Below are 23,085 nucleotides of genomic sequence, written 5' to 3'. Positions count from 1 at the left end.
TGACAGCCTGAGCTTGGCGGCGCGTACAGCGAGTACGCATCTCCCGCCCCCGAGCCGCAGCGCGCAGTACCCCCGATGCGCTTAGCAGTAAGAGCAGCAACGAGCGAGCAGCCCCGGACCCACCAGGTCCGGGGCTCTTTGCTGTGCCCGAACACCCCGTGCCGCGCCCGAACACCCCGCCGGCGCGACCTACTTCTGCGGGCGCACCGGCACGTCGAGGATCACCCGGGTCCCGCGCTCCGGCGCCGGCACCATGTCGAACGTGCCGCCCAACTCGCCCTCCACCAGCGTCCGTACGATCTGCAGGCCGAGGTTGCCGGAGCGGTGCGGGTCGAAGCCCTCGGGCAGGCCGACGCCGTCGTCCTGGACGGTGACGAGCAGCCGGGCCTCCTTGGTGGTACCGCCGCGGACCGCCGTGACCTCGACGGTGCCGGTGTCGCCCTCGCGGAAGCCGTGTTCGAGGGCGTTCTGCAGGACTTCGGTGAGCACCATAGACAGCGGGGTGGCGACCTCGGCGTCGAGTATCCCGAAGCGGCCGGTGCGCCGGCCGGTGACCTTCCCGGGCGAGATCTCGGCCACCATCGCGAGCACCCGGTCCGCGATCTCGTCGAACTCGACGCGCTCGTCCAGGTTCTGGGACAGCGTCTCATGCACGATGGCGATCGAGCCGACCCGTCGTACGGCCTCCTCCAGGGCCTCCCGGCCGCTTTCCGAGTCGATGCGCCGGGCCTGCAGGCGCAGCAGCGCGGCGACCGTCTGCAGATTGTTCTTCACCCGGTGGTGGATCTCCCGGATGGTGGCGTCCTTGGTGATCAACTCCCGCTCGCGGCGCCGCAGTTCGGTGACGTCGCGGAGCAGCACCAGCGACCCGATGCGGGTGCCCTTGGGCTTGAGCGGGATCGCCCGGAACTGGATGACGCCGTCCTCGGACTCGATCTCGAACTCGCGCGGCGCCCAGCCGCTGGCGAGTTTGGCGAGCGCCTCGTCCACCGGGCCCTTGGTCGGGGCGAGTTCGGCCGTGGTCTGGCCGAGATGGTGGCCGAGCAGGTCGGCGGCGAGGCCGAGGCGGTGGTAGGCGGAGAGGGCGTTCGGGGAGGCGTACTGGACGATGCCGTCGCCGTCCACCCGGATCAGGCCGTCGCCGACCCGCGGCGAGGCGTCCATGTCGACCTGCTGGTTCGGGAAGGGAAACGATCCGGCAGCGATCATCTGCGCGAGGTCGGAAGCGCTCTGGAGGTAGGTGAGCTCCAGGCGGCTCGGGGTGCGCACGGTCAGCAGGTTGGTGTTGCGGGCGATGACCCCGAGGACCCGGCCCTCGCGCCGCACCGGGATGGACTCGACCCGAACGGGGACCTCCTCGCGCCACTCCGGGTCGCCCTCGCGGACGATCCGGCCCTCGTCCAGGGCGATGTCCAGCATGGGCCGACGGCCACGCGGGACCAGGTGGCCGACCATGTCGTCCTGGTAGGAGGTGGGGCCGGTGTTGGGGCGCATCTGCGCCACCGAGACGTACCGGGTGCCGTCCCGCGTGGGGACCCACAGGACCAGGTCGGCGAAGGAGAGGTCGGAGAGCAGCTGCCACTCCGAGACCAGCAGATGGAGCCACTCGAGGTCGGAGTCGTCGAGGGCGGTGTGCTGGCGGACCAGTTCGTTCATGGAGGGCACGTCTGTGAGCGTACCTGGCGGTATGTGGATGGCCGAAAACCGGCGGGTACGGCGGGACGGGCGGACCCGGAGACACCCGCGGGCCGCGGCGCCTGAGAGGGACCCTCAACCCTCCCGGCACCGCAGCCCGGAGCAGCAACGGCCGTGGGGTGTGCGGTCCCGGTCGGCCGGTGGTGAGGAGCCGGGGCAGTCAGGGCAGAGAGCTCCGGTTCCTCGGTCCGCCTTCCTGTGCGGGGAAGACGGAAGAGTGTGGCTGTGCCGTACGGCTGACGCCGTACTCGTTCAGCCCTCGTACGCAATTGTGGACTAGACCACGGTGTGTGTCCATGCGTTGGAGACTGTTCACAGTTGATGCGATCGCAGCGTAGCCCGCCGGGGGCGGCCGTGGGGCCGGATCTCCGGGGCAATTTCCGGCGGCCCGGCGAGGCGCGGCCCACCGTTGCGGAAATTTTCCTCAATTCACCCCATCTGACGTATTCACGTAACCTCGCCCTTGTCCCCTTTCTCTGCACTTTCCCTGCACCCGACCTCCGGCGACAGGGGTCGGTTCTGTTAGATTGGTCCCATCAGATTGGTCTAAACCACATAGACCTTCCAGACCCTCCAGCCCTCTTGAGAACGGCAGGCCCAGCGTGGAAGTTGTCATCGTTCCGGACGCCGCCGCGGGCGGCGAGCTGATCGCCGAGGCCATGGCTCAGCTGCTCCGGCGCAAGCCGGCCGCGCTGCTCGGGGTGGCCACGGGCTCGACCCCGCTCCCCATCTACCAGGCGCTCACCGCCAAGGTCCGCGCCGGTGCCGTGGACGCCTCGCGGGCGCGCATAGCCCAGCTCGACGAGTACGTGGGGCTGCCGGCCGACCATCCGGAGTCGTACCGGTCGGTGCTGCGACGCGAGGTGCTGGAGCCGCTCGGGATCGGGATGGACGCGTTCCTCGGCCCCGACGGCGCGGCCGAGGACGTACAGGCCGCCTGCGAGGCGTACGACGCGGAGCTGGCGACGGCGGGTGGCGTGGACCTGCAGCTGCTCGGGATCGGGACCGACGGGCACATCGGGTTCAACGAACCGTGTTCCTCGCTGGCCTCGCGGACCCGGATCAAGACGCTGACCGAGCAGACCCGGGTCGACAACGCGCGGTTCTTCGACGGGGACATCACGCAGGTGCCGCACCACGTCATCACCCAGGGGATCGGGACGATCCTGGAGGCACGGCATCTGGTGCTGCTGGCCACGGGTGAGGGGAAGGCCGACGCGGTCGCGGCGACGGTGGAGGGGCCGGTCGCGGCGGTGTGCCCGGCGTCGGCGCTGCAGTTGCACCGGCACGCCACGGTGGTGATCGACGAGGCCGCCGCGTCCAAGCTGAAGTTCGCGGACTACTTCCGGTACACCTATGTGAACAAGCCGGACTGGCAGGGGATTTAGCGGTCCCGTCTGCCGGGTCCGGTTCGATGCGGGCTGACCGTGGGTGGTGGGTTGCTCGCGCAGTTCCTCCCCCAGCCTTCGGCCGGGGGCACCCCCAGCGCCCCTCGGGGCGCGGGGTGCATCACGCGGTCGCGCCCGCGATGACCTCGGCTGCCGCCACTCCGCACACCCTCGCCGCGCCGTGCGTCGCGATGTACAGGGCGCCGCGGGGCGCGGACTGCGGTACGCCCATCTCCACCACGATCGTGTCGGGGCGGGCCTTGAGCAGGGCGTCCAGGGCAGCGGTCATCCAGGGGTGACGGTGTTCGTCCCGGACCACCGCGACGATACGGCGCTCCCCCGCCGCCACGATCGCCGCACGGCCCGCGTCCTCGCCCGCGAAGCTGCCGGTCTCGGTGCCGGGCACGAGCCGGGTCAGTTCGGCGGACACACCCCACGGGGTCTCCGTGCCCACGGCGATGTTGGTCTCCGGCGTGAGGGAGGCGACGAAGAGCGGTTCGGCCGGGGGCGTGTAGGGGTCGACGCGCGTCACATGAAGCGCGCGGCGGGCGGCGACGAGGCCGATGTCGGTGAGGGCCGGGTCCGGCTGGGCCACTTCGGTCGTGGCCGTCCAGGTCGAAAGTGCCCGCACCCGCTGCGCCGCGTCCGCCAGGCGCTCCTCGGGGAGCTCGCCGGATCGGACCGCCGCGACCAGGGCGTCGCGCAGCCGTCGTACCGTCTCGTCGTCCGAGAGGCCGCCGCCCACGCAGATCGCGTCGGCGCCGGCGGCGAGCGCCAGGACGGTGCCGTGTTCGATGCCGTAGGTCCCGGCGATGGCCTGCATCTCGATGCCGTCGGTGACGATCAGGCCGTCGTAGCCGAGTTCGCCGCGCAGGAGCTCGGTGAGCACGCGGTGGGACAGCGTGCCGGGCCGGGTCCGGTCCAGGGCGGGGACCAGGATGTGCGCGCTCATCACGGCGCGGGTGCCGGCGGCGATGGCGGCGCGGAAGGGCGCCAGTTCGCGGGCGTGCAGGACCTCGGCGGTCGCGTCGATGCGGGGCATGGCCAGGTGGGAGTCGACGGCGGTGTCGCCGTGGCCCGGGAAGTGCTTCGTGCAGGCCGCCACCCCGGCCGCCTGGAGGCCGGTGACGTAGGCCGCCGTGTGCCGGGCGACCAGGTCCTGGTCGGCGCCGAAGGAACGGACGCCGATGACCGGGTTGGCGGAGTTGGAGTTCACGTCGGCGACCGGGGCCCAGCTGAAGTTGACCCCGCAGGCGGCGAGGCGGCGGCCCAGTTCGAGGGCGACCTGCCGGGTCAGCTCCGGGTCGTCGACGGCGCCGAGGGCGTGGTTGCCGGGGAAGGAGGAACCGGTGCGCACCTCCAGGCGGGTGACGTCACCGCCCTCCTCGTCGATCGCCACCAGGACGTCGTCCCGCTCGGCGCGCAGCTGGGCGGTGAGGGCCGAGAGCTGCTCGGCCGAGATGATGTTGCGGCCGAACACGCCCACGGAGGCGAGGCCCTCGCCGAGCCGGCGCAGCAGCCAGTCGGGGGCGGTGGTGCCGGTGAAGCCCGGCTGGAGGACCGTCAGCGCGTCGCGCGTGAGTGTGTCCGTACCGCTGGCGAATGTCGTCATCGGATGGGGTTATCCCTTCACGGCGCCCGCGGTGAGACCCGCGGCCATCTTGCGCTGGACAAGGAGGAACAGGACGACGATCGGCACGGCGAGCATGGTGGCGCCGGCCATCATCGGGGCGTATTCGGTGCCGTGCTGCGTGGTGAAGTTGGCCAGCCAGACGGTCGCCGTCTGGTGGTCCTGGCTGAGCAGCATCAGGGCGTAGAGGTACTCGTTCCAGGCCTGGATGAAGCCGTAGACCGAGGTGGCGACCAGGCCGGGGGCGAGCAGCGGGAAGACCACCCGGACGAAGGCGCCGGTGCGGGAGCAGCCGTCGACCATGGCGGCCTCCTCCAGCTCCTTCGGGATGTTGACGATGAAGCCGCGCAGCGTCCACACCGTGAACGGCAGGATGAAGGTCAGGTAGGTGATGATCAGGCCGCTGAGCTTGTCGTACTGGTCCAGGTCGTTGAGGAGCAGGAAGACCGGGATGATCATGGCGACCAGCGGGATCATCTGGACCGCGAGGATGCCGACGATCACGATCTTGCGGCCGCGGAAGGCGAACCGGGAGATGGCCAGGGCGGCCAGCAGTCCGACGACCATGCCGATCACCACGACGGAGAGGGACACGATGAGGCTGCGGCCGACCGGGCCCCAGAAGTCGGCGATGTCCAGCGCGCGGCTGAAGTTGGACAGGGTGATGCCGGTGGGCAGCAGGCTCGGGTCCGGGTCGATGGCGTCCTTCGCCGGCTTGAACGCCGTGTTCAGCATCCAGTAGACGGGGAAGCCCGCGATGACGAAGACGAGGAGGCCGAGGAGGTTCCAGCCGGCCTTCGACTTCCGGTGGCCGGGGGTGGCGGCGGTGCTCATTCGACCTCTCCGATCTTCAGCATCTGGCGCATGTACACGGCGACGACGCCGAGCAGGAGGAGCACGGTGAGCAGGGCGATCGCGGAGCCCTGCCCGTAGTCGTTGACCACGAAGGCGCGGTCGTAGGACCAGGTGGTCAGCAGCTGGAACTCGGCCTCGGGGTGGCCGCCGCGCATCACGAAGACCTGCGGGAAGACGCCCATGTCCCAGATGACCGAGAGGGTCGTGAGCATCACGATGACCGGCTTGAGGATGGGCAGCGTGACGTAGCGGAAGACGCCCCAGGGGCCGGCGCCGTCGAGGCGGGCGGCCTCCTCCAGCTCCTTGGGGACCTGGGTGAGTCCGGCGCTGAGCGTGATGACCACGAAGGGGACCGCTCCCCAGACCACCAGCAGCATGATCACCGCGAGCCCCTCGGGCCCGCTGGCGAACCAGTTGTGGCCGACCATCTCGACCCCGGGGAGCTTGCTGAGCAGGGCGTTGAGGATGCCGTAGTCGGAGTCGAAGAGCCACTTGAAGACCGTGGTGGCGACGATGACCGGCATGCCCCAGCTGGCCACCAGCGCGATGTTGACCAGCGTCTTCACCCAGCCGGAGACGCGTTGCAGCAGCAGGGCGACGAGCATGCCGACGACCATGGTGAAGATGACGCAGCCGGCCGCGAAGACGATCGTGCGCAGCACGACCTGCCAGAACTCGCTGTCGCCGAGGACCTTGGAGAAATTCCCGAACCCGACCCACTCGGCCGGCTTGAACCCCCACAGCTGGGTCTGCCCGAACTGCTGGAAGGAGAGGGTGACCAGCCGGTAGAGGGGATAGCCGAGGACGAGCGCCAGGATCAGCAGGCAGGGGGCGAGCAGCAGCCAGGGAACGGCGGGCCCGCCCGAGCGCCGGTTCGCACGTGGTCTCTGCGGGGAGTCCGGTGGCGGTGCCGGCACCTTGGCGGGTGTGGTCGTATCAACGGCACTCATCGTGCGCTCCTCAAACAGATCGAGAGAGGCCGCCAGCCGTGCGCCCCTCGGGGCGCGCTTCGCGCGCCTTGAGGGGCGCGGCGAACTGCGCGACCAGCCGCGACGAACCGGCACCAACCCACCAACCCGTCGCGGCATCTTCTGACATCACCCTCGGCCGGACCTGCCCCCCCGTCGGCCAGGCCCGGCCGCAGGCCGTTACGGGGTGTTGATGACCTTGTCGATCGCCGCGTCGGCCTCCTTGGCCGCCGCCTCGACGCTCTCCTTGCCGGTGCCGATGTTCTGCAGCATCGTCTGGAGCACCTGGGCCTTCTCGACCTGGCCCCAGCCGGGCGCCATCGGCACGAACCAGTTGGACTCGGCCGCCTCGGCCGGCACCGCGGTCGCCGGGTCGTTCTTCAGCGTGGCGAGGTCGGTCTTGTTGTTCGGCAGGTTGCCCTTGGCCATCAGGCCCTTCTGGCCGGAGGGACCGGTGAACGCGTTGATCCACTCGGCGGCGACGGTCTGCGCCTTGGACTTCACCGGGATGGCGAGGTCGGAGCCGCCCAGGAAGACCGGCATGTTCTTGCCGGACGGGCCGGGCATCACGAAGTTGACGAGGTTGTTCTTCAGCTTGCCGCCGGTCTTGTCGTTCTTCGGGTCGGCCGCGGTCGCGCCCTCCCAGGCGGCACCGAAGATCATGGCCGACTTGCCCTGGCCGTAGACGATGTAGCGGTCGGACTCGTCCTTGGTCTTGTCACCGTGCATGTACTTGTCGATGACGTTCTTGAACTCGGTGAGACCCTTGATGGACTCGGCCGACTCAAGATTGCCCTGCCACTTGCCGCCGTTCTCCACGGCGATGGAGCCGCCGGCGTCGTAGACGAAGGACATGGCCGCGTACCAGTCACGGGTGGGCTGGTACCAGGCGCTGAACTTGCCGCCTTCCTTCTTCTGGATCTTGTCCAGGTCGGCGGTCAGCTCGGTGTAGGTCTTCGGCGTGGTCTTGATGCCGGCCGAGGCGGCGATGTCCTTGCGCCAGTTGGCGACACGGCCGCCGGCGTAGTACGGCACGCCGTAGGTCTTGCCCTGGTAGGTGACGGAGGCCTTGAGGCCGTCGAGCCACTGGTCGGAGCTGGTGAACTGGGAGGCGTCGACGGGGGCGAAGGCGCCCTTGACCATGTAGCCGAGCATCTCGGTGTTGCCCATCTCGACCACGTCGGGGGCCTTGTCCGTGGCGAGGACGGCGTCCAGCTTGGTGTTCTTGTCCGGCCAGCCGTAGTACTCGTGCTTGATCTTGATGCCGGGGTGCTTCTTCTGCACGGCGGCGTCGGCGGCCTTGACCAGGTCGGGCCAGTTGTTCTGCGCGTCCACCGTGAGCCAGACGGTCAGCGCCTTGGCGTCCGAGCCCTGGGACTTGTTGTCGTCCTTGTTGTCACTGCCACACGCCGCGACCGAGAAGACCATGCCCGCGATACCAATCGCGGCTATCAGCTTGCGCTTCACGCCACCCTCCTCAGGGATGCCACAAACCCCCCTGCCTCCCCGCACGAGCGTTGGGCCGGGACCTGGACCAATGGTGTAGACCAGTGCGGGAAGCTTGGCCCAGACCACCAGGCCTGTCAAGGGTGGCCGAATAGGCTCCGACCAGCCGTTATGCGACCTACATATGCAGGAACCTTTAAGTAAGAAACCCTCGAAAACCCAGGGCGCGGACGAGACAATTCCGGTAGACCACTCTCTCGGTGGACTAGACCAACAGCGCCCGCGACGGTATACAGAGGGGATCACGCAGCGTGCAGGGCGAATCCCGGTACGCTGCCGTGCCACGAGGCGAGCCGCGTCAAGAGCCGGGAAGGCGGAGCATGAGCACCGACGTCAGCAGTGCGGAGAACGAGAGCGGGACAGCCGTCCGTACCGCGCGCGTGCCCAAGTACTACCGCCTGAAGAAGCACCTGCTCGAAATGACCGAGACACAGGCCCCCGGCACCCCGGTCCCGCCCGAGCGCACCCTGGCCGCCGAGTTCGACACCTCCCGCACCACCGTCCGCCAGGCCCTCCAGGAACTGGTCGTCGAGGGCCGGCTCGAGCGCATCCAGGGCAAGGGCACCTTCGTCGCCAAGCCCAAGGTCTCCCAGGCGCTCCAGCTCACCTCCTACACGGAGGACATGCGGGCCCAGGGCCTGGAGCCGACCTCGCAGCTGCTGGACATCGGCTACATCACCGCCGACGACCGGCTGGCCGGCCTGCTCGACATAACGGCCGGCGGGCGCGTGCTGCGCATCGAGCGGCTGCGCATGGCCAACGGCGAGCCGATGGCGATCGAGACCACGCACCTGAGCGCGAAGCGCTTCCCGGCCCTGCGCCGCTCCCTCGTCAAGTACACGTCCCTGTACACCGCCCTCGCCGAGGTGTACGACGTCCATCTCGCCGAGGCCGAGGAGACCATCGAGACCTCGCTGGCGACCCCGCGCGAGGCCGGCCTGCTCGGCACCGACGTCGGCCTGCCGATGCTGATGCTCTCCCGCCACTCCCTGGACCGCGACGGCCAGCCGGTGGAATGGGTGCGCTCGGTGTACCGCGGCGACCGCTACAAGTTCGTGGCCCGGCTCAAGCGGCCCCAGGACTGAGCACGTTCGCACCCCGCCCCTCCTGACGGCACGTCACCCTTCTCCACGAAATCGACATGCAGATATGCGGATGAGGTCTTCCGCTGACCTTGTGCGTTCGCCATGATTGCCTGCGCATTACACAGGTGAACGACGGTGATCGCCGTGCGGTCAGTGAGGGGACGGAGCCGCGAGATGTCAGATGCGTCCGATGTGACCAAAGCGGCGGTGGTGACGCCCATCCGCGTCGCCATCGCCCTCTGCCTGATAGCGCCCTTCGTGGCGATGCTCTGGGTGGGCTCGTACGCCAAGACGGGCCCGGTGTTCATCGGGATCCCGTTCTTCTACTGGTACCAGATGCTGTGGGTGCTGCTCTCCACCGCGCTCACGATGACCGCCTACCAGCTGTGGCAGCGCGACCAGCGCGCCCGCAAGACCGGGACCACGAGCGGGGGTGCGCAGCAGTGAAGGACGGTGTGAACGGCGTCGCACTCGGCGTCTTCATCTTCTTCTTCCTGGCCGTCACGGTCATGGGCTTCCTGGCCGCGCGCTGGCGCAAGGCCGAGAACGAGCACTCCCTCGACGAATGGGGGCTCGGCGGCCGGTCGTTCGGGACCTGGGTCACCTGGTTCCTGCTCGGCGGCGACCTGTACACGGCGTACACCTTCGTCGCCGTACCCGCGGCGATCTACGCGGCGGGGGCGGCAGGCTTCTTCGCGGTGCCGTACACGATCCTGGTCTACCCACTGATCTTCACGTTCCTGCCGCGCCTGTGGTCGGTCTCGCACAAGCACGGCTATGTGACGACCTCGGACTTCGTGCGCGGCCGCTTCGGCTCCAAGGGCCTCTCGCTCGCCGTCGCCCTCACCGGCATCCTGGCGACGATGCCGTACATCGCGCTCCAGCTCGTCGGCATCCAGGCGGTGCTGGACGTGATGGGCGTGGGAGGCGGCGACAACACCAACTGGTTCGTGAAGGACCTCCCGCTCCTCATCGCCTTCGGCGTGCTTGCGGCCTACACCTACTCCTCCGGCCTGCGGGCCCCCGCCCTGATCGCGTTCGTGAAGGACGCGCTGATCTACATCGTCATCGCGGTGGCGATCATCTACATCCCGATCAAGCTGGGCGGCTTCGACGACATCTTCGCCAAGGCGGGTGACAAGTTCACGGCGGCGGGAGCGGGCGGCCTCGTCCCGCCCGCGGCCGGCCAGTGGACGTACGCCACCCTGGCGCTGGGCTCCGCCCTCGCGCTCTTCATGTACCCGCACTCGATCACCGCGACGCTCTCCTCCCGGAGTCGTGACGTGATCCGCCGCAACACCACGATCCTGCCGCTGTACTCCCTGATGCTGGGCCTGCTCGCCCTGCTCGGCTTCATGGCCATCGCGGCCGGCGTCAAGGTCACCAACGGCCAGCTGGCCATCCCCCAGCTGTTCGAGAACATGTTCCCGGACTGGTTCGCGGGCGTGGCGTTCGCGGCGATCGGCATCGGCGCCCTGGTCCCCGCGGCCATCATGTCCATCGCGGCCGCGAACCTCTTCACCCGCAACATCTACCGGGACTTCATCAAGCCGGACGCCACGCCGAAGCAGGAGGCCCAGGTCTCCAAGCTGGTCTCCCTGCTGGTGAAGGTGGGCGCGCTGGTCTTCGTGCTCACCATGGACAAGACGGTCGCCATCAACTTCCAGCTCCTCGGCGGCATCTGGATCCTGCAGACCTTCCCGGCCCTGGTCGGCGGCCTGTTCACCCGCTGGTTCCACCGCTGGGCCCTGCTGGCGGGCTGGGCGGTCGGCATGGTCTACGGCACGGTCGCCGCGTACGGCGTGGCCTCCCCGACCCAGGCGCACTTCGGCGGCTCGTCCAAGGAGATCCCCGGCCTCGGCCAGATCGGCTACATCGGCCTCACCGCCTTCGTGATGAACGTGGCGGTCACGGTGATCCTGACCTTCGCCCTGAAGGCCTTCAAGGCCCCCGAGGGCATCGACGAGACCAATCCCCAGGACTACACGGCGGACGCGGGCGACCCGGGCGTGGAGGTGGAACTCCCGCCGGCTGTCGCAGGGAGCGCCCACTAGAACGCGCCCCAAAGGGGCACGGGGAACTGCGCGAGCAACCACACACCCGTAGCGGGCCGCCGAGATCAAGCACCACGGCGGCCCGCTACGGCCATCTCCCCGGCATCGCTACTCCCGCGTCCGCCGGGCCATCTCGTCCCAGAAGCGGTCCAGTTCACGGACCCGCATGCCGACCCAGCGCGGTGTCTTGCGGTGCAGCCCGCGCGGCAGCCAGCGCCGCACGCTGCCGGGCAGCAGAGCCTGCTGCTGACGACAGAACGGCTCGCGGATCTCCCCCCGGGGCAGCCAGCCGCGGGGAGGGTACGGGCAGAGCTGGAACTTGCAGTCGGGCAGACAGGTCATGCCCGGTGCGGGCGGGGTGGACGTGCCGATCCGCAGGCCGGGCCGCAGCGGCTCCCGGTTCGTACGGATGCACGGCGGCAGCGGCATACCGGGCTGCTCCGCGCGGGCCAGGCGCTCCTCGACCCCGTCCGGCTGCCCGTCCCGTTCGATGAGGTTCAGCATGACCAGGACGTCGGCGACGAGCCGCTGGGCACGCGGGTCCAGGGTGCTCCAGCCGACCGACGGCGGGATCCAGAGGCTGTGTTTGCGGTAGCCCCCGCCGGTGTCGGCGCGGGCCCCGATGTTGTCGGCCGCGCCCTTCTCGTCGATCCACAGGAACCGCTCCGGCTGTCCGGTCTCCAGGGCGAGAGCCACCAGATCACCGGCTTCGGCGACGAACGGATGCAGACACCGCCGGGGCGTCCCGCCGGACCCTTCGGCCGGCCCCGGCGGCGGGTTCACCGTGCCCGTCATCGACAGCCACCGCCGCACGGTCTGGACCGCGGTGGCCCCGCCGCCGTCGGCGCAGTCCTCGAGTTCCCACAGGCACAGGGCCTGCAACAGGCTGAGCTGGGCGTACCAGCACCGGGACTGTTGCAGCACGGTCTCCGCCTGCCGGATCAGATCGGCGCGCCCGCCGGGGTAGGTCTCCGGATACCGCTGACGCCGGTTGGCCGCGTACTTGAAGCCCTGGGCCAGCGCGGCCTCCAGGGCGAGCGGCAGGTCGGGGGCGCCGTCGGTGAAGTTCGGGTCGAGGTGGCGCAGCCACTTGGTGAGGCGTTCCCGCGCCTCGTCACGGTGGGCCTCGTCGACGGAACCCAGGAGCATCGGGACCATCCAGGCCCGCATCACGAACTCCCGGAACAGGCCGACCCGTTGCTTGCGGTAGCGGTCGTTGAGCTCCTTGCGGTCCTGCTGCAGCCGCCGGACGCGCTCGGTCGACACGGTGCCCGAGAGCGACCTGGCCGACCTCGCACGCCCCATGTCCTTGGCCCACGTCTCGTACTCCCGGCGCTTCCAGGCCTTCAGCTTGTCGAGCCGGTCCTCGTACTCCCGCACCGGGTCGCTGTTCAGACCGACCCGCTCGCGGATCACGGCGAACGCGGCGTTGCCGCCGGCGCCGAACTCCTGCGCGAGGGCCAGGCGGGTGGAGTAGGAGGACTCCTCGATGCCGATCTCGAAGAGCTCCCAGTACAGCGGGGTGGTGTCGACCCGGTCGGACACCTTGCGCAGCGCGGCTCCGAGTTGCTTGAGCAGCCTGCGCTTGGCGTCCCTCAGCGTGCGCCGGTCCCCCTTGAAGGCGGGCCAGCGTGCGCGCACCGCGGCCACGATGTCGCCCAGGTGCCGGGGATCGGCCTCCGCGCTCTCGATCTCCACGGCCGCGGCGTAGAGGTCGAGGGCCTTCGGATCGTCCGTGCGACGGCTCGCGGCGTCGCGCAGCCGCTGGGCCGGAGTGCGGCCCCCGACGGTCGACTGCCGGACCCGGTCGGCGACGCTCCTGCGCACGACGGCCCGGATCCCGCTCCCCGGATCCGGCAGCCCCGCCTCCCGTGCCCGGGACAACAGCACCAGCGCGATGAGCAGTTCCCGGCTGGGACCGGGCGGCTGCAGCGCCTCTTCGACCAGTTGCCCGGCACCCCGCTCCCCCAGCTGGTTCAGCAGCCGGTAGCCGAAGTAGGCCTGGATGATGCTGTGCGGGAACCGGACCCTTCGCTCGGAGCCCTCCACCAGCTTGAGCCTGCCCGCCTGGGCCGCGAGACGGGCGAGGCCGGCCTGGCACTGGTCCAGGTTCCCCGCGCGCAGCCGTCGGCGTTCCTCGTCGCCGAGCCGTTCGCACAGCGCGTCCCAGATCTGCCGCCGGTGCCAGTCGGAGAGGGCGTTGCCGTGTCTGCCGTAGTGGTCGAACGTCCGGTCGGCCCAGACGCGTTCCGCCAGGGCCCGGGCGCGCCGGGCCGGACCCGGGTGCAGGACCTCCGGGTCGAGCAGCTCCGGGAGGCCGACCTCCAGCTTGTCCTGGAGCAGTCCGACACAGGCCAGGGCCGAGACCAGTTCGAGGGCGTCACGGCGCTCCTGCGGGGCCAGCGCGACATCCTCCCGCAGCTTCCCCTCGCACAACGCCTCGGCCCAGCTCTCCATCAGCCACAGCCGCAGGGTGGCCCGGTCGCGGCCGCGGACGTTCAGGTGATGGGGATCGTGGTGCCGAAGGTCCTGTTCCAGGGCGCCGCGCCGGTGGAGTTCGCGGGCGATCTGGAGGTAGATCGGCGACTCGGTGACCTCCGCCGTCTCCACGATCCAGTCCACCCGGCGCTCGTCGCCCTCCGGTACGCCGGCTTCGACGAAGCGCACCGCCGCCTCCTCGCCGAGCGGTTCCAGTTCGACGATCGCGGCCGAGGTGTTCTCCAGCGGACTGTGCGGCCGGGAGGCGATGACCAGGGGCAGCTTCTCCTCGTGGGCGCGTTCGATGGCCCGGCGGATGATGTTGTCCCGGTTCTGCTGCTGGTGGCCGTCGTCGAGGAGGGCCTCCTCCAGACCGTCGGCGAGGACGACCGGCTTGTCGTCGGCGAGGAGTTGCTGCCAGACCCGGTCGGTCTTGGTGCGCGCCAGGATGCCCTTGGGCGCCTCGTCCGCGAAGCGCCGCCTGGCCAGGAGTTCGAAGTTGAGGTCGGCACCGTCCACCGCGTCGCGGAGCCGGATCGGCACCGGGACGGCGTTCTGGTGGGCCAGGAGTTCGGTGAGCCGTACGAGGACGGCGGTCTTGCCGGCGCCGACGCCGCCGACCAGCAGATAGGGCCGACGCGTGTCGCGCTCCCGCAGCCGTTCGGCGATGACCTGCGCGACCTCGTCCCTGCCCACGATCTCGGCGGTGTCGGGGCCCGCGGTGGGCACCAGCTTGCGGGGATCCCGCAGCGCCTTGGCGAGATAACGCCGTTTGGTCCAGCGGTACCACCAGAACAGGAACAGTGCGGCGGCGACGGAGGCGGCGAGGATCGGACCGACGAACTTGATGACGGTTTCGAAGCCGACGTCGTTGTGCCGCCGCCATCCCTCGAACCAGGTCGTACTGCCGCTGAAGAGGATGTACAGCCCCTCGACGATCCAGGCGAGCAGTGCCAGCACGGCGACGATCCAGATCGCCCTGGTGACGTTGGCGTAGGAGACCCACCGGTGCCACTTCCTGGGACGGGTGGCGCCGCGGTGGGCCTCCATACGGATCGTCAGGGCGTGCCAGCGGCCCACGAGACCGTCTCCGACCCGGTTGCCCGCGCGCCGCAGGCCCAGTGTCGCCATCGGCGCGTCGCGCGGTAGCTCCTTGCCGGGCGGGTGACGGACGACCCTTGTCATGGTGCCTTCTCCTCGCGCGTTCCCGGAGTGGTTCTCGGAACGAAGGGCCCCCGCGGGCACCGGCACCTCCTTCCATGGAAGCACTCCCGGCACAGCCCGCAACCCGGGCGCCCCACCGGGGAAAACGGGAGGTTCCCGCATGCGGGAGTCCGGCAGACTCGCACCATGGACATCACGATCCGGCCCGTGGACCCCACCGAACACGCCGCACTCGGCGAGCTCACCGCCCAGGCCTACCTCCGGGACGGCCTCCTCGACTACGGCGAGGGCGACGCGTACCTGCCCGTGCTGAAGGACGTGGCGAGCAGGGCGGCCGCCGCCGAGGTGCTCGTGGCGGTGGAGGGCGAAAGACTCCTCGGCGGCGTCACCTTCGTCCCCGGCCCCGGCCCGATCGCCGACATCGCCCGCCCCGGCGAGGCCGAGATCAGGGCGCTCGCGGTCGCACACGAGGCCCGCGGCCGAGGTGCCGGCGAGACTCTCGTCCGCGCCTGCATCGACCGCGCCCGGGCCACGGACGGCTGCACGGCCGTCGTCCTGTCGAGCCAGCGCGGCATGCACACCGCCCACCGGCTCTACGAGCGCCTCGGCTTCGTCCGCACACCGGAGCGCGACTGGAATCCCGTGCCGCACCTGGACGACATCACTCTCCTCACCTACGAGTTGACGCTCTGACACCGCCACGACACAACATCTGGGGGTGGCATCGCGGCCCGGCACCAGATGTATGCTCATGCTCGCTGTCGCCGCAGGGGAATCCGGTGTGAATCCGGAACTGTCCCGCAACGGTGTACTTGTGCATGTTCGTGCACAGGAGTCAGTCCGAGGACCTGCCGACAGCACGCCCAGCCACCCGGTTCGGGCGTTCTGACGTCCGGGCCTCGTGGAGTGGGCCAGGGTCTCGACGCGTGCCCGCGCGCTCGTGCTGCCCCCTGCCCTCCGCCAGGCCCGTGCCCAGCGAGGGAGAGCCCCACGTGACCATCGCGCCAGCCGACCCGGCTTCAGCGACCAGCTCTGTGGAATCCGCGGCGGACGACGGTCCCGGTACCGCGTTGCTGCGGACCCTGACCGAGCTGACCGCCGACCTCCCCGACGCCGACCCCGGCCGGGTCGCCGCCGCCGCGTTGCGGGGGCGGTCCGCGCGGGCCGACGAGTCGGAGTTGCGCGAGCTGGCCACCGAGGCCGCCGCCGGTCTCATCTCCGAGGACCCCGCCTACTCGCGGCTGGCCGCACGTCTGCTCACCGTCTCCATCCGCGCCGAGGCCGCCTCGCAGGGCGTGACGTCCTTCGCCGAGTCCGTGGCGGTGGGGCACCGCGAGGGCCTCGTCGCCGACCGCACCGCCGAGTTCGCCCGGCTGCACGCGGCCCGCCTCGACGCGCTCGTCGACCCGGCCGCGGACGACCGCTTCGGCTACTTCGGCCTCCGTACGCTCCACAGCCGGTACCTGCTCCGGCACCCGATCACCCGCAAGGTCATCGAGACGCCCCAGCACTTCATGCTCCGGGTCGCCGCCGGTCTCGCCGAGGACGACACCGTCAGGTCGGTGGACGAAGTCGCCGCGCTCTACGGGCTGATGAGCCGCCTCGACTACCTCCCGTCCTCCCCCACCCTCTTCAACTCCGGCACCCGGCACCCCCAGATGTCGTCCTGCTACCTCCTCGACTCCCCGAAGGACGAGCTGGACTCGATCTACGACCGCTACCACCAGGTCGCCCGGCTCTCCAAGCACGCCGGCGGCATCGGTCTGTCGTACAGCCGCATCCGCTCGCGCGGGTCGCTCATCCGCGGCACCAACGGGCACTCCAACGGCATCGTGCCGTTCCTGAAGACGCTGGACGCCTCGGTCGCGGCCGTGAACCAGGGCGGCCGGCGCAAGGGCGCCGCCGCGGTCTACCTGGAGACCTGGCACTCCGACATCGAGGAGTTCCTGGAGCTGCGCGACAACACCGGTGAGGACGCCCGCCGCACCCACAACCTGAACCTCGCGCACTGGGTCCCGGACGAGTTCATGCGCCGGGTGAACGCCGACGAGCCGTGGTCGCTCTTCTCCCCCGCCGACGTACCGGAACTCGTCGACCTGTGGGGCGAGGAGTTCGACACGGCCTACCGCAGGGCCGAGGCGGCGGGGCTGGCGCGCCGGACCATCCCGGCCCGCGACCTGTACGGCCGGATGATGCGGACCCTCGCGCAGACCGGCAACGGCTGGATGACGTTCAAGGACGCGGCCAACCGGACCGCCAACCAGACGGCCACCCCCGGCCATGTCATCCACTCCTCCAACCTCTGCACGGAGATCCTGGAGGTCACGGACGACGGCGAGACGGCCGTCTGCAACCTGGGGTCCGTGAACCTCGGTGCGTTCGTCGACACGACGGCCGGTGACATCGACTGGGAGCGGCTCGACGAGACCGTCCGCACCGCCGTGACCTTCCTCGACCGGGTCGTCGACATCAACTTCTACCCGACCGAGCAGGCCGGCCGGTCCAACGCCAGGTGGCGGCCGGTGGGGCTGGGCGCGATGGGGCTCCAGGACGTCTTCTTCACACTGCGGCTGCCCTTCGACTCCGCCGAGGCGAAGGCCCTCTCCACCCGGATCGCCGAGCGGATCATGCTCGCCGCGTACGAGGCCTCCGCCGACCTCGCCGAGCGCAACGGTCCACTGCCGGCCTGGGAGAAGACCCGCACCGCGCAGGGTGTGCTGCACCCCGACCACTACGGCGTCGAGTTCACCTGGCCGGAGCGCTGGGCGGCGCTGCGCGCGCGGATCGCGACCACGGGCCTGCGCAACAGCCTCCTGCTCGCCATCGCGCCCACCGCGACCATCGCCTCGATCGCGGGCGTGTACGAGTGCATCGAGCCGCAGGTCTCGAACCTCTTCAAGCGCGAGACGCTGTCCGGTGAGTTCCTCCAGGTCAACTCCTACCTGGTGCAGGACCTCAAGGACCTCGGCGTCTGGGACGCCCGCACCCGGGAGGCGCTGCGCGAGGCCAACGGCTCGGTGCAGGACTTCGTCTGGATCCCGCAGGAGGTGCGCGACCTCTACCGCACCGCCTGGGAGATCCCGCAGCGCGGCCTGATCGACATGGCCGCCGCCCGCACCCCGTACCTGGACCAGGCCCAGTCCCTGAACCTCTTCCTGGAGACGCCGACCATCGGCAAGCTCTCCTCGATGTACGCGTACGCCTGGAAGTCGGGCCTGAAGACGACGTACTACCTGCGCTCGCGCCCGGCGACCCGGATCGCCCGCGCCGCCCAGGCCCGAGCCACCGTCCCCGTCCAGCAGGCGGCCCCCGAGGACGCCGTCGCCTGCTCCCTGGAAAACCCCGAGTCCTGCGAGGCCTGCCAGTGATGTCCAGCAAGAACCTTCTCGACCCCGGCTTCGAGCTCACGCTCCGCCCGATGCGCTACCCGGACTTCTACGAGCGCTACCGGGACGCCATCAAGAACACCTGGACCGTGGAGGAGGTCGACCTCCACTCCGACGTCGCCGACCTCGCGAAGCTGTCCCCGATGGAGCAGCACCTGATCGGCCGGCTGGTCGCGTTCTTCGCGACCGGCGACTCGATCGTGGCGAACAACCTGGTGCTGACGCTGTACAAGCACATCAACTCCCCCGAGGCGCGGCTCTATCTGAGCCGGCAGCTGTTCGAGGAGGCCGTGCACGTCCAGTTCTACCTGACGCTCCTGGACACCTACCTCCCCGACCCGGAGGACCGCGCCGCCGCCTTCGCGGCGGTCGAGAACATCCCCTCCATCCGCGAGAAGGCCGAGTTCTGCTTCAAGTGGATGGACTCGGTGGAGAACCTGGACCGCCTGGAGTCCAAGGCCGACCGCCGCCGCTTCCTGCTCAACCTGATCTGCTTCGCCGCGTGCATCGAGGGCCTGTTCTTCTACGGCGCCTTCGCGTACGTCTACTGGTTCCGCAGCCGGGGTCTGCTGCACGGTCTCGCCACGGGCACCAACTGGGTGTTCCGTGACGAGACGATGCACATGAGCTTCGCGTTCGACGTCGTGGACACCGTCCGCAAGGAGGAGCCGGAGCTCTTCGACGACGAGCTCCGGCAGCAGGTCACCGACATGCTGCGGGAGGCCGTCGAGGCGGAGCTGCAGTTCGCGCGTGACCTGTGCGGTGACGGCCTGCCCGGCATGAACACCGACTCGATGCGCCAGTACCTGGAGTGCGTCGCCGACCAGCGGCTCGGCCGCCTGGGCTTCGCCCCGGTGTACGGCTCGGAGAACCCGTTCTCCTTCATGGAGCTGCAGGGCGTTCAGGAGCTGACGAACTTCTTCGAGCGCCGCCCGTCCGCGTACCAGGTGGCGGTGGAGGGCACCGTCGACCTGGACGAGGACTTCTGAGGCTGCCGCTCCCCGCGGTCCTCGTGGGCCTCCCTGATCTGCCGGTCGATGCGCCTGTCGCGCAGGACGCCGAGCACGGACGGGAGGGCCATGAGGACCAGGATGCCGAGGACCAGGACCATTCCGACGAGACCTTCGATCTGGTTTCCGTTCATGGACACCACTGTCGCGCCGCAGACTCCTTACCGTGAGTGGCAGCGCTGCCACACACCCTCGAATTACTGCCAGCGGCGAGGCACACTGGCAGCATGCTGACGAACGTGGCGACGGTGCTCCTCGACGGTGTGCACCCCTTCGAGCTGGGGGTGGTCTGCGAGGTCTTCGGCCTCGACCGCTCCGACGAGGGGCTGCCGGTGTACGACTTCGCGGTGGTCTCGGCGGAGGGGCCCGCGCTCGGCACCCACGTGCCCGGCCTCACCGTCTCCACGCCGTACGGCCTCGACCGCCTCGAAGAGGCCGATCTGATCGCGGTGCCGGCCTCGGAGGCCAATGTCACCAGGGAGCACCCGCCCGAGCTGCTGGACGCGCTGCGCCGGGCGGTGGACCGGGGCGCCAGGGTGCTCAGCGTCTGCTCCGGCGTCTTCGTGCTCGGCGCGGCCGGGCTGCTCGACGGGCGCCGGTGCGCCGTGCACTGGCGGCACGCGGAGCTGCTGGCCCGCCGGTATCCGCGCACCCGGGTCGAGCCGGACGTGCTGTACGTCGACGAGGACCCGGTGATCACCTCGGCGGGCACCTCGGCCGGTATCGACGCCTGTCTGCACATCGTGCGCAAGGAGCAGGGCCCCGAGGTCGCCCGGAAGATCGCCCGGCGGATGGTGGTGCCCCCGCACCGGGACGGCGGCCAGGCCCAGTACATCGAGCGCCCGCTGCCGGAGGGCCCCTGCGACACGGTCGGCGGGGTGCTGGCCTGGATGACGGAGCACCTCGACGAGGAGGTCACCGTCGAGCAGCTGGCCGCCCGCGCCCTGATGGCCCCGCGCACCTTCGCCCGCCGCTTCCAGCAGGAGACCGGCACCACGCCGTACCGCTGGATCCTCCGGCAACGGGTGCTGCTGGCACAGGAGTTGCTGGAGGGGACGGACGAGACGATGGACGCCATCGCGGGCCGGACCGGGTTCGGGACGGCGGCGGCGCTGCGGCACCAGTTCGTGAAGTCGCTGGGTACGACGCCGAACGCCTACCGGCGCGCGTTCCGGGGCCCGCAGGCCGCCTGAGCGCGCGCCGGTATCAGGCGTGACCCGCCGGTGGGCGGGTCACCAGGGCACGGGTGCGAGCAGCAGCCGGTGCGGACGCAGGGTGATGCCCACCCGGGTGGTGTCGTTCGACCCGGGGACCTGTTCGAAGCGGTACTTGGCGCACAGGGCCGCGGCGATCAGGCTGAGCTGGGTCATGGAGAAGTGGTCGCTGGGGCATTTGCGGTTGCCGACGCTGAAGGGGCTCATGGCGTACTTGGGCACGTCCTTCGCCCGCTCCGGCAGCCAGCGGTCCGGGTCGAAGTCGAGGTGCCCGGGGTAGGAGTGCGGGTCGCGCTGGACGGCGTAGGGGCTGTAGACGATGTCGGCCCCGGCCGGAATGCGATAGCCACCGAGTTCGGTGTCGGCCTTGGCCCGCCGCGTCAATATCCATACGGCCGGCCGCAAACGCATCGCCTCGACGACGACATTGTTGGTGTGGGTGAGACGGCGCACGTGCTCAAAACCGACCGGCTGACCGCCCGTCACGGATTCGACCTCGGTCCGTACCTTCCGGGCGTGTTCCGGGTGTTCGGCGAGGACCTGGAGCAGCCACATGATCGTGGAGGCGACTGTTTCGCTGCCGGGGGTGAGTATCGCGACCACCTGGTCGTGGATCTCCTGTTCCCCGATGGGGTCGCCATTCTCGTCCTTCGCCGCGAGCAATGCCGTCAGCAAATCGTCCGGCTTTTGACCAGATGCCCGGCGCTCGGCGACGATCTCGTCGACGAGGAGATGCAAATCGGCCAGCGCCCGGTTGAATTCACGGTTCGCCGGCAGCGGCAGCCGGTACAGCGGGCCGAGTGGTATGACCATCCGCCGGTACATACCGCGGAAGACGCTCGCGAGGTCGACGCTGAGCCGCTCCGCGCGCTCGTCCATGTAATCGCCGCGCAGCAGGCAGCGGGCGGCGATGCGGACGGCGACCCGGAAGGACTCCGAGGTGCAGTCGACGGTGGAGCCGGGCTGCCAGCGTTCGGTCAGCGCGTGCGCCTCCTCCTCCATGACCGGCCCGTAGGCGGGTATCGCGGAGAGGTTGAACGCGGGCTGGATGGTGCGGCGTTGGCGCCGGTGGCGGGGGCCGTTGGCGGTGGCGACGCCCTCCTTGCCGAGCAGCCCCTCCAGGGACTCCCACAGCGGGCCGGCGATGATGAAGTCGGGGTTCAGGGCGAGGGCGCCGGTGAGCTCCGGGGTGGTGACGGCGTACACCTCCTTGGGGCCGAGCCGGAGGCGGACCATGTCGCCGTGGGCGCGCAGCCGGGTCATGAAGGCCAGCGGGTCGCGGACCAGCCGCCAGCCGTGCCCGAGGATCGGCACCCCACCGCCGGCCAGGGGCGGTTCGCGCAGTTCAGCGTGTTCGGAAGCCTCCGCGGTCGCGGGCTTCACGGACTCGACGGTCATTTCTCACCTGCCGCTTCGTTGTTGACGTACGGGGGCGTGGACCGGTCGTCCCAGCTGTCGACCATGTAACGGCCGGATTCGTGGTGGAACCAGTAGACGGAACTGAACCAGTTCCGCATATTGCCGACGCAGGCCGTGACGGCGCCACCGAGTTCCTTTCCGTGCACGGTGCCGTCGTCGAGTTCCTCGGCGAACCGCAGTGCGGCGCGCTCGGCGACCAGGAATTCACTGATGCATTCCTCGACGCGTCGCCTGAGTTCCTCGACCGCCTGCTCCAGGCTCATTCCCTCATGGGTGACGAGGCTGATTCCGAGATTGTGGACCTCGTCGCCCGCTATTTCCTTCGGCAGCGAGCAGAGGTCGTTGTACCAGGCGGCGAATTCCTGACTGAGCAGCGCCGCCCGACGGTACGCCGGGTTTTTCCGTACGGCGTCCGGGAGTTCGGTCCCGGCGCTCGGCTCCAGCAGGTCCGTCCATATCCAGTGGGCGAAAGTGAGGCGCCGCAGGGCCAGGTATTCATCGACCCCGGGAACGTGTCCCGAGGTGCGGTTGCGGAACTCGCGGTCGTACGCCTCGATCACCTCGTGGAAGTGCCGGGCGAACCGCTGGTTCCAGGTCCCCGGCAGGAACGCGTACAGCCGCGCGATGCTGTCGGCGAACCCGGCCACCAGGGTGTCCGGGTGGTGCAGGTGGTGCAGGGGCGCGTCGAGGGCCGCGTGCAGCCGGAACCGCAGCCGTCGCCAGTCGCCCGGCCTGCCGTGCACGACGTCACGGTCGTGCCGGTCGTCCCAGACGAAGAACCAGGCGCTGTAGTCGCATATCGTCTGGATGACCTCGTCGGACGCGCCCAGGTAGTAGCCCGCCATGAGGTCGGTGTAGCAAAGACCGTCGGCATATTCCCGCACCTTGTCCGCCGGCATCAGCCGCTTTTCCAGCAGCCAGAGGCGGGTCTTCTCCTGTAGCCGTGGCCAATACGGATGCAGTTGCCGGGGAAACTCGGCCTCGATCACCGGGAGGGCGAGTTGCGGTGGAACCGCGACCGCCGTCGGCGTCGATGTGGTGCTGTGTGAGAAAGCATGCACGAACAAACCCCTCTCAGCCGAGCCAGGTGCGCACGCCCCTCCCGCTGTGCCGGGCGTGCGCCGTTGCGTATCCCCGCAGTCCCCATTCAGCACCACAACTGACCGGTCTGGGAACGGATTTGCTTCACTCACTACCCCACAGTGCCGAGAATCTCCCCTTGTGTGACTGATT

17 protein-coding genes and 1 riboswitch are annotated in these 23,085 nt (G+C 69.8%); of the genes, 8 read left to right on the top strand and 9 right to left on the bottom strand.

Features of this window, described 5'->3' with window-relative positions; all coding sequences use genetic code 11:
- Window positions 1-189: 189 nt before the first annotated feature.
- Window positions 190-1,656, bottom strand: a complete 1,467-nt coding sequence (locus ACZ4UV_RS18675) for a sensor histidine kinase (RefSeq protein WP_390048965.1) — start codon at window positions 1,654-1,656, stop codon at window positions 190-192.
- 641 nt (window positions 1,657-2,297) lie between these two features.
- Here ACZ4UV_RS18675 and nagB point away from each other — a divergent pair.
- Entirely contained in the window at window positions 2,298-3,083 is a 786-nt protein-coding gene (gene nagB, locus ACZ4UV_RS18670; RefSeq protein ID WP_467839024.1) for a glucosamine-6-phosphate deaminase, read from the top strand.
- Between the two features lie 121 nt (window positions 3,084-3,204).
- Here the strand turns inward: nagB and ACZ4UV_RS18665 are convergent, their stop codons facing one another.
- The 4 genes from ACZ4UV_RS18665 to ACZ4UV_RS18650 form a co-directional block, all read right to left on the bottom strand.
- On the bottom strand, window positions 3,205-4,695 hold the full coding sequence (locus ACZ4UV_RS18665; RefSeq protein WP_451022238.1) for a glycoside hydrolase family 3 protein: 1,491 nt from the start codon (window positions 4,693-4,695) through the stop codon (window positions 3,205-3,207).
- A gap of 9 nt (window positions 4,696-4,704) precedes the next feature.
- On the bottom strand, window positions 4,705-5,547 hold the full coding sequence (locus ACZ4UV_RS18660) for a carbohydrate ABC transporter permease (RefSeq protein WP_351489561.1): 843 nt from the start codon (window positions 5,545-5,547) through the stop codon (window positions 4,705-4,707).
- Window positions 5,544-6,518, bottom strand: a complete 975-nt coding sequence (locus ACZ4UV_RS18655; RefSeq protein WP_390048831.1) for a carbohydrate ABC transporter permease — start codon at window positions 6,516-6,518, stop codon at window positions 5,544-5,546. Before ACZ4UV_RS18655 ends, ACZ4UV_RS18660 begins: the two co-directional genes overlap by 4 nt.
- A gap of 198 nt (window positions 6,519-6,716) precedes the next feature.
- The gene (locus tag ACZ4UV_RS18650; RefSeq protein ID WP_451022240.1) at window positions 6,717-8,003 is read right to left on the bottom strand and encodes an extracellular solute-binding protein; all 1,287 of its coding nucleotides are present in this window, start codon (window positions 8,001-8,003) and stop codon (window positions 6,717-6,719) included.
- A 359-nt stretch (window positions 8,004-8,362) separates the two neighbouring features.
- Between ACZ4UV_RS18650 and ACZ4UV_RS18645 the strand changes: the two genes are divergently transcribed.
- The 3 genes from ACZ4UV_RS18645 to mctP all read left to right on the top strand — a co-directional run bounded on the left by ACZ4UV_RS18645 (window position 8,363) and on the right by mctP (window position 11,181).
- A complete protein-coding gene (locus ACZ4UV_RS18645) occupies window positions 8,363-9,127 on the top strand; it encodes a GntR family transcriptional regulator (RefSeq protein ID WP_093499171.1) in 765 nt (254 codons plus the stop codon).
- Between the two features lie 174 nt (window positions 9,128-9,301).
- A complete protein-coding gene (locus tag ACZ4UV_RS18640) occupies window positions 9,302-9,574 on the top strand; it encodes a DUF3311 domain-containing protein (RefSeq protein WP_451022241.1) in 273 nt (90 codons plus the stop codon).
- On the top strand, window positions 9,571-11,181 hold the full coding sequence (gene mctP / locus ACZ4UV_RS18635) for a monocarboxylate uptake permease MctP (protein ID WP_390048825.1): 1,611 nt from the start codon (window positions 9,571-9,573) through the stop codon (window positions 11,179-11,181). Before ACZ4UV_RS18640 ends, mctP begins: the two co-directional genes overlap by 4 nt.
- Before the next feature lie 108 nt (window positions 11,182-11,289).
- On the opposite strand, the gene ACZ4UV_RS18630 is transcribed toward mctP, so the two are convergent.
- The gene (locus ACZ4UV_RS18630; protein ID WP_467839015.1) at window positions 11,290-14,844 is read right to left on the bottom strand and encodes an NACHT domain-containing protein; all 3,555 of its coding nucleotides are present in this window, start codon (window positions 14,842-14,844) and stop codon (window positions 11,290-11,292) included.
- A 165-nt stretch (window positions 14,845-15,009) separates the two neighbouring features.
- Between ACZ4UV_RS18630 and ACZ4UV_RS18625 the strand changes: the two genes are divergently transcribed.
- From ACZ4UV_RS18625 to ACZ4UV_RS18615, 3 genes are all read left to right on the top strand, one after another.
- Window positions 15,010-15,516 (top strand): GNAT family N-acetyltransferase, encoded by a 507-nt coding sequence (locus tag ACZ4UV_RS18625; RefSeq protein WP_451018697.1) that lies wholly within the window; start codon window positions 15,010-15,012, stop codon window positions 15,514-15,516.
- 52 nt (window positions 15,517-15,568) lie between these two features.
- Window positions 15,569-15,693, top strand: a riboswitch (cobalamin riboswitch).
- A gap of 122 nt (window positions 15,694-15,815) precedes the next feature.
- A complete protein-coding gene (locus ACZ4UV_RS18620; RefSeq protein WP_467839011.1) occupies window positions 15,816-18,191 on the top strand; it encodes a ribonucleoside-diphosphate reductase subunit alpha in 2,376 nt (791 codons plus the stop codon).
- On the top strand, window positions 18,191-19,198 hold the full coding sequence (locus ACZ4UV_RS18615; protein WP_351489580.1) for a ribonucleotide-diphosphate reductase subunit beta: 1,008 nt from the start codon (window positions 18,191-18,193) through the stop codon (window positions 19,196-19,198). The genes ACZ4UV_RS18620 and ACZ4UV_RS18615 overlap by 1 nt, the downstream gene beginning before the upstream one ends.
- Here the strand turns inward: ACZ4UV_RS18615 and ACZ4UV_RS18610 are convergent.
- On the bottom strand, window positions 19,111-19,353 hold the full coding sequence (locus tag ACZ4UV_RS18610) for a hypothetical protein (protein ID WP_351489583.1): 243 nt from the start codon (window positions 19,351-19,353) through the stop codon (window positions 19,111-19,113). The two genes, ACZ4UV_RS18615 and ACZ4UV_RS18610, sit on opposite strands and share 88 nt — an antisense overlap.
- Before the next feature lie 93 nt (window positions 19,354-19,446).
- Here ACZ4UV_RS18610 and ACZ4UV_RS18605 point away from each other — a divergent pair, with 93 nt between their 5' ends.
- Window positions 19,447-20,412, top strand: coding sequence for a helix-turn-helix domain-containing protein (locus ACZ4UV_RS18605; RefSeq protein WP_451018695.1), 966 nt, complete (start codon window positions 19,447-19,449; stop codon window positions 20,410-20,412).
- A gap of 39 nt (window positions 20,413-20,451) precedes the next feature.
- Here the strand turns inward: ACZ4UV_RS18605 and ACZ4UV_RS18600 are convergent, their stop codons facing one another.
- Complete coding sequence (locus ACZ4UV_RS18600) at window positions 20,452-21,831, bottom strand: bifunctional albaflavenone monooxygenase/terpene synthase (protein ID WP_451018694.1); 1,380 nt, start codon at window positions 21,829-21,831, stop codon at window positions 20,452-20,454.
- Entirely contained in the window at window positions 21,828-22,913 is a 1,086-nt protein-coding gene (gene cyc1, locus ACZ4UV_RS18595) for an epi-isozizaene synthase (protein ID WP_467839007.1), read from the bottom strand. The genes ACZ4UV_RS18600 and cyc1 overlap by 4 nt, the downstream gene beginning before the upstream one ends.
- Window positions 22,914-23,085: the final 172 nt, after the last annotated feature.

The organism is Streptomyces sp. NPDC028289, assembly GCF_055565975.1.
This window is presented reverse-complemented; position numbering and strand designations above follow the sequence as displayed.

Bases quoted from the DNA above. Each gene is read 5' to 3' on its own strand.
- ACZ4UV_RS18675 (WP_390048965.1), bottom strand. From the start codon at position 1,656: ATGAACGAACTGGTCCGCCAGCACACCGCCCTCGACGACTCCGACCTC.
- ACZ4UV_RS18665 (WP_451022238.1), bottom strand. From the start codon at position 4,695: ATGACGACATTCGCCAGCGGTACGGACACACTCACGCGCGACGCGCTG.
- ACZ4UV_RS18660 (WP_351489561.1), bottom strand. From the start codon at position 5,547: ATGAGCACCGCCGCCACCCCCGGCCACCGGAAGTCGAAGGCCGGCTGG.
- ACZ4UV_RS18655 (WP_390048831.1), bottom strand. From the start codon at position 6,518: ATGAGTGCCGTTGATACGACCACACCCGCCAAGGTGCCGGCACCGCCA.
- ACZ4UV_RS18645 (WP_093499171.1), top strand. From the start codon at position 8,363: ATGAGCACCGACGTCAGCAGTGCGGAGAACGAGAGCGGGACAGCCGTC.
- ACZ4UV_RS18640 (WP_451022241.1), top strand. From the start codon at position 9,302: ATGTCAGATGCGTCCGATGTGACCAAAGCGGCGGTGGTGACGCCCATC.
- ACZ4UV_RS18630 (WP_467839015.1), bottom strand. From the start codon at position 14,844: ATGACAAGGGTCGTCCGTCACCCGCCCGGCAAGGAGCTACCGCGCGAC.
- ACZ4UV_RS18625 (WP_451018697.1), top strand. From the start codon at position 15,010: ATGGACATCACGATCCGGCCCGTGGACCCCACCGAACACGCCGCACTC.
- ACZ4UV_RS18615 (WP_351489580.1), top strand. From the start codon at position 18,191: ATGTCCAGCAAGAACCTTCTCGACCCCGGCTTCGAGCTCACGCTCCGC.
- ACZ4UV_RS18610 (WP_351489583.1), bottom strand. From the start codon at position 19,353: ATGAACGGAAACCAGATCGAAGGTCTCGTCGGAATGGTCCTGGTCCTC.
- ACZ4UV_RS18605 (WP_451018695.1), top strand. From the start codon at position 19,447: ATGCTGACGAACGTGGCGACGGTGCTCCTCGACGGTGTGCACCCCTTC.
- ACZ4UV_RS18600 (WP_451018694.1), bottom strand. From the start codon at position 21,831: ATGACCGTCGAGTCCGTGAAGCCCGCGACCGCGGAGGCTTCCGAACAC.